Raw genomic sequence first — 7,272 nt, 5'->3', positions numbered from 1 at the left:
GCCCTGGGCGGCCTCCTCGTCGGCGAGGCCGGGGCCCTGTTCAGCCCTTGGTGAGGCGCCGTAGCGCGGCGCGGGCGGGCGCCCCCCAGCTGGCGTGGCCGCCCGCGCGTCCGCGGACCCCGGCCTCGCCGACGAGGAGGCCGCCCAGGGCGCACAGCACGGCCCACCCGCGGGCCCGGCGCAGGGTCGCGGGGTCCGGGGTCGGCCGGTAGGCGCGGTAGAAGCGCCTGACGGCGCCGTCCGGCAGCAGGATCCAGGCGGCGGCCAGATCGCAGGCCGGGTCGCCCGTGGACAGGTCGCCGAAGTCGACCACGCCGCAGAAGGTGCCGTCCGCGGTCAGGACGTTGGCCGGGTGCAGGTCGCCGTGCAGCCACAGCGCGGGGCCCCGCCACGCGGGTGCGGCGACGGCGTTCCTCCAGATCGCGCGGACGGCGTCCGGATCCTCGACCAGCCCCATCGCGGTGGCCGAGGCGAACTGTTCGCGGAACTGCTCAGCGCAGTCGGTGAGGGGGCCGCCCTTGCCGCTGGCGGGGGCGTTGTCGGGGGCGGGCTGGTGCAGAGCGGTCAGGAAGGCGGCCAGGTCCTCGGCCGCCCGTTCGGCGTCCGTGGCGGGGGCCAGGTCGGCGGGTGTGCCCGGTACCCAGGTGGTGACGATCCAGGGCCGTTCGAACCGGGGGCTGGGCACGCCCAGCCGCAGCGGGACCGGGACCGGCAGGGGAAGGCGCGGGGCGAGCGCGGGCAGCCAGGGGAGCTCTCCCTGCATCAGCGCGTTGGTGGACCGCCATGACCAGGGCAGCCGGACGGCGAGGTCGTCGCCCAGCCGCCACATCTGGTTTCCCCAGCCCCGCGATCCCGAGTGCAGGGGGCGGTCGGCGAGGTCGGGGTGCTGTTCGAGCAGCAGACCTCGGACCAACTCCGCGGTGAGGCCGATCGGGGGGTGCGCCATGGCAAGCAACAGTAGTTCACCGGTCCGGCCGCGTTCGCTGCCGGCATGCGCACGCCCCGAGGGCCCCGTCGCCTCCGGAGGGGACCCAGCGGGAGCGAACCAAGCAGGCCCGAAAGGGGCAACGGCCGCCGGGTGGGTCTACGCCGCGTTCGTGATCGGTGTGTCCTCCCGCCGCGTGGTCGGCTGGTGGGTGTCGCGGTCGCTGCGCACCGCCCGTTTCCAACCCGGACGGTGAGGGGCGCTGCACGGCCCCGGGATCGCGGTCGGGGGTCCTCAGAGCGCCGGTCCGGTGACTTCCTGGGTACCGAGAACGGCGAGCAGGTCAAGGAGGTCGGCGCTGTCGGTGCCGACCGCGGGGGTGAACCAGAGCAGCCGCTGTCGGCCGTCCTCGCTGAACAGGTGGAGGCAGTTGACCTCGATCAGGCCGAGCGTGGGGTGGTTGAGGCGTTTGCGGTCGTCGCGCCGGAACGCCACGTCGTGTTCGGCCCACAGGGCGGCGAATTCGGGGGAGGCGTCGGTCAGCGAGCTGATCATCGAACGGGCTTCGGTGTCCTTGGCGCCTCGTCTGGCGGCGGCTGCCCGCAGGTCGGCGACGAAGGCCCGGGACTGGCCCTCGTGGTCGGCTTCGGGATACATCTGCCGGGCGCCGGGCTCGGTGAACCACCGGTGGACGAAGCTGGCCCGGGCGCCGCGGAGGCCGGAGTGGTCCCCGAGCAGCGCTATCGCCAGCGGGTTCTGCACGAGGGTGACGTGCAGGTCGGTGATGACCTGCGCGGGTGTCGACGTCAGACGGATGAGCAGGTCGAGCATGCCGGGGTGGACGTGCGAGGCCGGTCCGCCGTGCGCGGGCACCGGGCGGTCGGCCAGGTGGTAGAGGTAGTCGCGCTCGTCGGCGGTCAGGCGCAGGGCCCTCGCCAGAGCGGCGACCATCTGCTCGGAGGGCTGGGATCCGGCACCGCGTTCGAGTTCGTTGTAGTAGTCCACCGATGCGCCTGCGAGCTGGGCGACCTCCTCGCGGCGCAGCCCGGGCACCCGGCGGCGGAGCCCGTGGGGAAGTCCCACATCGGCCGGACGGATGCGTTCACGCCGCGAGCGCAGGAAAGCTCCCAGCTCGGTGTATCTCACAGAACCCATGTCATCCATTCTGCGTCCGGCCGGGACGCCGACACAGGGGATGAGATCCCCTGGTTCCCCCGGTCGGCGGCGTGCACCGTGGAGGACATGACTACGGACCACACCACAAGCACCCCTTCGCCGGACGCGCGTGTCGCCGTCGTTACCGGCGGATCACGCGGCATCGGCCGAGCGGTCTCCCTCAGACTCGCCCAGGACGGCCTCGCCGTCGTGGTGAACTACGCCCGCGACGCGGCCGCCGCCGAGGAGGTGGTGGCGGCGATCACCGCCGCCGGCGGGCGGGCGGTCTCGGTGCGGGCGGACGTGGCGGACGAGCACGCGGTCGCCGAGCTGTTCGACCGGGCCGAGCAGGTGTTCGGCGAGGTGGACGCCGTGGTGAACTGCGCCGGCCGACTCGCTCTGTCGCCCATCGCCGACCTCGACCTGGCGGTGCTCGACGCCGTACACCGCACCAACATCCGTGGCGCTTTCGTCGTCGCCCAGCAGGCCGCCCGACGACTGCGCGCGGGCGGCTCGTTCGTGGGCTTCTCGACCTCCGTGGTCGGCACCAGCTTCCCTGCCTACGGTGCGTATGCGGCGAGCAAGGCGGCCGTCGAGTCGGTCACGCTGATCCTCGCCCGCGAGCTGCGCGGGCGGGACATCACCATGAACACCGTCGCCCCGGGCCCCACGGCCACGGACCTGTTCCTCGAAGGCAAGACCCCCGAGCAGATCGACCAGCTCGCCAAGGCGGCGCCCCTGGAGCGGCTGGGCACCCCCCAGGACATCGCCCAGGTGGTCGCCTTCCTCGCCAGCCCGGCAGGGCACTGGGTGAACGGCCAGGTCATCCGGGCCAACGGGGGCCTGGTGTGACGCCACGGTCGGACGCCGCACCCCGTCGCCCCCGGCGTCCGGCCGGGCGGCACCGACCGCTTCTCCCTCGCCGACCCAAGCCGTTGACGCACGCAGCGACCCCAGCCGCGACGGCTGCGAGGTGGAGCCGCTCATGTGCGCCCGGATCCGGGCGCGGTCCCGCCAACGGCTCGGCACCGACGAACCGCTGACCCCCGCGCCGGCACCTGCCAACGCCCACACCAACCGAGAACGGCACCGTGGCCACACGTTCTCGGACACATGCTTCCGCATCACGGGAGAACCCAACCAAGGAGGAACACCCATGCCTTTCGCCAACTTCAAGGTCCCCGCGGGCACCATCACCCCCGAGGACAAGAAGAAACTCGTCGAGCGCACCACCGACCTGTACGTGGAGATCTACGGTGAGCGGGCCCGACCCACCACCGTCGTGCTGGTCGAGGAGGTCGCCGACGGCGGCTGGGGCGTCGCCGGCGGCGTCCTGACCGCCGCCATGCTCAACGGAGACGCCTGACCCTCCCGTGCGGGGCTCAGCGCGCTGGGCCTGGTGCTCGACTCCGCGGGTGCCTGACCCCAGTGCGCGGCCCTTGTCTGGCCAGGGCCTGTGGTCGTTGGGCGAGAGCTTTTCCGCGGCGCCGTCACGGCGAGGAGGCCACGCCTGGCCGACCTGTGTGCAGGGCGCTTAGCGCACGATCCTGCTCACGCCCCGAGACCGTCAGCGGCGTCACGGCGCTGGTCCTGGACCCCGACCAGGGCCGTTCCCCCAGGTCGCGGCCGTCACTGACGGCCGCCAGGGGCACCTGACCGCAGAGCCCTGGCAGGTCGGCTCTCCGGTGGAACTAATAACGTTTCGTTGATTACGTTATTAGTTAACGTAAAGCCAATCCGCACACGCAATGAAGGTCCAGACACCCCCGCGTTCTCACCTCCGATAAGTGAACCTTATAAGGTGTTACTACATGTGTTGCTACAAAGAGGGCGGGGGAGCCCGGAGTTTCGTTGGCGGCGCCCTCGGGGACTGCCGGCCGGGGCCCGAAAACGCGATGGATACAGCGAGGGCTGTACTAACGTCGCGTGGCCCCAGGGCCCTCCGTCCCGGCGGCGACGAAGGCCGCCCCCGGTAAGCGGGGCCCTCCCCCGGCCCGCCGGTCGGCGGTGAGCGCGTGCGGCACGCGGGCCCTGTCGGCGCCGACGGGCCGGGGCGACGTCCTGGCCCCTCTCCCGGGCGACGGGGAGCAGGGACGGCACCCGCTCGCGGGTACGCGCGGACCCGCACGTTTCCTGGCAGGGGCCCCGACCCGCACTGTGGCAGGATCCCTCCCATGTCCGTACGCGAACTCGTGGTCCTGGGCACCTCCAGCGCGGTGCCCACCCGCCGCCGCAACCACAACGGCTACTTCCTGCGCTGGGACACCCACGGCGTCCTGTTCGACCCCGGCGAGGGGACCCAGCGCCAGATGCGCCTGGCGGGCCTGGCCGCCACCGACATCACCCGCATCTGCGTCACCCACTTCCACGGCGACCACTGCCTGGGCCTGCCCGGCACCATCCAGCGCATCGCCCGCGACCGGGTGCCCCACACCGTGCGCGTGGCCTACCCCGCCGACGGCCAGAGCTACTGGCGGCGGCTGCGCCACGCCACCGCCTTCCACGACACCGACGTCGTACTCCCCCAGCCGGTCGGCGGCACCGGTTCCTGTCTGCTGGGCGAGTCGGACCTGCGCGTCACCGCGCTGCCGCTGCGCCACTCGACCACCGCCTACGGCTACCGGCTGGCCGAACCGGACGGCTGGCGGATGCTGCCCGAACGGCTGGCCGCCCACGGCGTGCGCGGCCCCATGGTCGGCGAACTCCAGCGGCGGGGGTCGGTCACCACCGCCCAGGGGCGCCGCGTGGAGCTGGCCGACTGCGCGCGGCCGCGCCGGGGCCAGGTCATGGCGTTCGTGATGGACACCGCCGAGTGCGAGGAGGCGGTCGAACTCGCGCGCGGAGCCGACATGCTGGTGATCGAGTCGACCTACCTGGACACCGAGGAGCACCTGGCCCGCGCCTACGGCCACCTGACCGCCCGCCAGGCCGGGCGCGTGGCCGCGCGCGCCGGGGCGCGCACCCTGGTGCTCACCCACATCTCCGAACGCTACGAGGACCGCGACGACGCCCGCTTCCTCGCCGAGGCCGCCGCCGAGTTCGACGGGCCCCTCACGCTGGCCCAGGACCTGCAACGCCTGCCGGTGCCGCCCCGCGACTCCTGAGACGGGCCCGGTCGGGTAGAGTTCCGGGGCACCGAACCGCACAACCGAGGGGGTGAGGACGATCTCCGCTGTCGCAGGAGGGGCGTTCCCACCGCGAGGTCACGCACCCGCGTCGTAGCCGGAGCGCCCGACAGTTCGTCGAAAGGCTCTCGTGGCATCCCCACCTTCCCCGGTCTCCCCTGCCCTCGTCGCCCGTCTGCGCGAAGCGGGCTGCGTCTTCGCCGAGCAGGAGGCGGACCTGATCGCCTCCGCCGCGCGCACCCCCGACGAACAGGATCGGATGGTCCGGCGCCGCTGCGCCGGCCTGCCCCTCGAACACGTCCTGGGCTGGGCCCTGTTCTGCGGGCTGCGCGTGCGCGTGGACGAGGGCGTGTTCGTGCCCCGCCCGCGCACCGAGTTCCTGGCCCGCCAGGCCCGCGCCCTGCTCACCCCCGGCGCCGTGGCCGTGGACCTGTGCTGCGGTTCGGGGGCCCTGGGCGCGGTCCTGGCGCACACCCGCGCCGACATCACCCTGCACGCCGCCGACATCGACGCCGCCAGCGTGGCCTGCGCCCGGCGCAACCTGCCCGGGCACCGGGTGCACCGGGGCGACCTGTACGACGCCCTGCCCCCGGATCTGCGCGGCCGCGTCCAGGTGCTGGTCGCCAACGTGCCCTACGTCCCCACCGACCGGATCGCGCTGCTGCCCGCCGAGGCCCGCGTGCACGAGGACCGGCGGGCCCTGGACGGGGGACAGGACGGGCTGGACCTGCTGCGCCGTGTGGCAGCCGACGCCGGCCGGTGGCTGGCTCCGGGCGGCCGGGTGCTGGTGGAGGTGGGTCAGGAGCAGGTTCTGGCCGCGCGGGAGGCCTTCGTCCGAGGCGGTCTGGCCTGTGAGGTGGTCTCCTGCCCGGAGTGGGAGGCCACCGTGGTGACGGGCACCCGCTGACCGTCCGGACCCCCGTGTACGCCGTGCCCGGGTGGACCGTCGCCGCGCCCCGCCCGGGCACGGCGGTCAGGTGTCCTGGTCGTCGGACCTCTCGGACATCCGGTCGCGTACCTGGGTCAGGGTCTGGATCAGCTTGTCCAGGTAGGGGCGGTCCCCGCTGTCGTCATGCAGGTGCAGGGTCACTCCGGGCGCCACGTCGACCAGGGCCAGGGCCAGGAGGTCGGGGTGGTCCCGGCGCCAGAACACCTTGACGTCCTCGGCGTTGGGTTGGCTTATGGAGAGCTTGACGGTGGTGGTGATCGAGGTGGTGCTCACGGAGTTCCTCCTGGAGGCGACGGGGTCGCTGCGTTCGGGTACGGCGGTGCGCTGCCGCTCGTGAGGCTTCGTCGCGGGGCCGGGTCGGAGGCGCCACTCCTGTGGGCCCGGTGTCCATGGGCGTGACCTCTCCCCCCTTACCTACCCGCGGGTGGGGGCGCCGCCCCTTTTCCGGCCTGCCGGTTCGTGCGGACCGGCCGCGCGCCACGTTTCGGTCGCCGCCGCACCGTGTACGACGCATCCTGGAGGTATGCACGCTCCCGACGCCACCCGCCTGGCCGCCCTGGCCGCCCTGCTGGCCGACCCCACCCGCGCCGGGGTGTGCCTGGCGCTGCTGGACGGGCGTGCCTGGACCGCCGGGGAGCTGGCCCGCCACACCGGTGTGGGTGCCTCCACCGTCAGCGAGCACCTGACCCGGCTGGTCGAGGGCGGTCTGCTCGCCCAGGAACGCCAGGGCCGCCACCGCTACGTGCGCCTGGCCGACGAGGCGGTGGCGCATCTGGTGGAGGCCCTGGCCGCGCACGCCGACCCGGGCCCGGCCCACCAGCGCCCGCGCACCCTGCGCACCGTGCACGCCGACCGGGCCCTGGCGCGGGCGCGCACCTGCTACGACCACCTGGCCGGAGGGCTGGGCTGCGCCGTCACCCGGGCCATGACGGGGCGGGGCCTGCTGACCCAGGACACGGGGTTCGCGCTCACCGAGGCCGGGGTGGCCTGGTTCGCCGAGCAGCGGATACCGCTGGCGCGCGGGGGAAAGCGCCCGCTGGTGCGCTCGTGCCTGGACTGGACCGAACGCCTGCCGCACCTGGCCGGAACGGCCGGGGCGGCGCTGTGCCGCCACGCGC

8 protein-coding genes are annotated in these 7,272 nt (G+C 73.7%); 5 read left to right on the top strand and 3 right to left on the bottom strand.

Annotation, left to right across the window (positions count from 1 at the left end):
• Positions 1 to 40: 40 nt before the first annotated feature.
• Together DQW06_RS00710 and DQW06_RS00700 are read right to left on the bottom strand one after the other, a co-directional pair.
• Complete coding sequence (locus tag DQW06_RS00710) at positions 41 to 946, bottom strand: aminoglycoside phosphotransferase family protein (RefSeq protein WP_013153029.1); 906 nt, start codon at positions 944 to 946, stop codon at positions 41 to 43.
• Between the two features lie 273 nt (positions 947 to 1,219).
• A complete protein-coding gene (locus DQW06_RS00700) occupies positions 1,220 to 2,080 on the bottom strand; it encodes a helix-turn-helix transcriptional regulator (RefSeq protein ID WP_210745396.1) in 861 nt (286 codons plus the stop codon).
• An 87-nt stretch (positions 2,081 to 2,167) separates the two neighbouring features.
• Between DQW06_RS00700 and DQW06_RS00695 the strand changes: the two genes are divergently transcribed.
• The 4 genes from DQW06_RS00695 to DQW06_RS00680 all read left to right on the top strand — a co-directional run bounded on the left by DQW06_RS00695 (position 2,168) and on the right by DQW06_RS00680 (position 6,112).
• Complete coding sequence (locus DQW06_RS00695; protein WP_117197763.1) at positions 2,168 to 2,932, top strand: SDR family oxidoreductase; 765 nt, start codon at positions 2,168 to 2,170, stop codon at positions 2,930 to 2,932.
• 304 nt (positions 2,933 to 3,236) lie between these two features.
• Positions 3,237 to 3,446 carry a 4-oxalocrotonate tautomerase family protein gene (locus tag DQW06_RS00690; protein ID WP_013153026.1) on the top strand — a complete coding sequence of 70 codons (210 nt, stop codon included), beginning with the start codon at positions 3,237 to 3,239 and terminating at the stop codon, positions 3,444 to 3,446.
• Positions 3,447 to 4,254: 808 nt separating this feature from the next.
• Positions 4,255 to 5,184 (top strand): ribonuclease Z, encoded by a 930-nt coding sequence (locus DQW06_RS00685; protein WP_013153024.1) that lies wholly within the window; start codon positions 4,255 to 4,257, stop codon positions 5,182 to 5,184.
• Between the two features lie 151 nt (positions 5,185 to 5,335).
• Positions 5,336 to 6,112 (top strand): putative protein N(5)-glutamine methyltransferase, encoded by a 777-nt coding sequence (locus DQW06_RS00680; protein WP_013153023.1) that lies wholly within the window; start codon positions 5,336 to 5,338, stop codon positions 6,110 to 6,112.
• Positions 6,113 to 6,178: 66 nt separating this feature from the next.
• Here DQW06_RS00680 and DQW06_RS00675 read toward each other — a convergent pair whose 3' ends face one another.
• The gene (locus DQW06_RS00675; protein WP_013153022.1) at positions 6,179 to 6,427 is read right to left on the bottom strand and encodes a hypothetical protein; all 249 of its coding nucleotides are present in this window, start codon (positions 6,425 to 6,427) and stop codon (positions 6,179 to 6,181) included.
• 250 nt (positions 6,428 to 6,677) lie between these two features.
• Here DQW06_RS00675 and DQW06_RS00670 point away from each other — a divergent pair.
• A partial coding sequence (locus DQW06_RS00670; RefSeq protein WP_117197762.1) for a helix-turn-helix transcriptional regulator occupies positions 6,678 to 7,272 on the top strand: 595 nt, incomplete at its 3' end.

This window comes from Nocardiopsis sp. TNDT3 (assembly GCF_003427465.1).
Taxonomy (GTDB): Bacteria; Actinomycetota; Actinomycetes; order Streptosporangiales; family Streptosporangiaceae; genus Nocardiopsis; species Nocardiopsis dassonvillei.
Note: the sequence above shows the minus strand (reverse complement) of the source record. Positions and strands in the feature narration are given on the sequence as shown.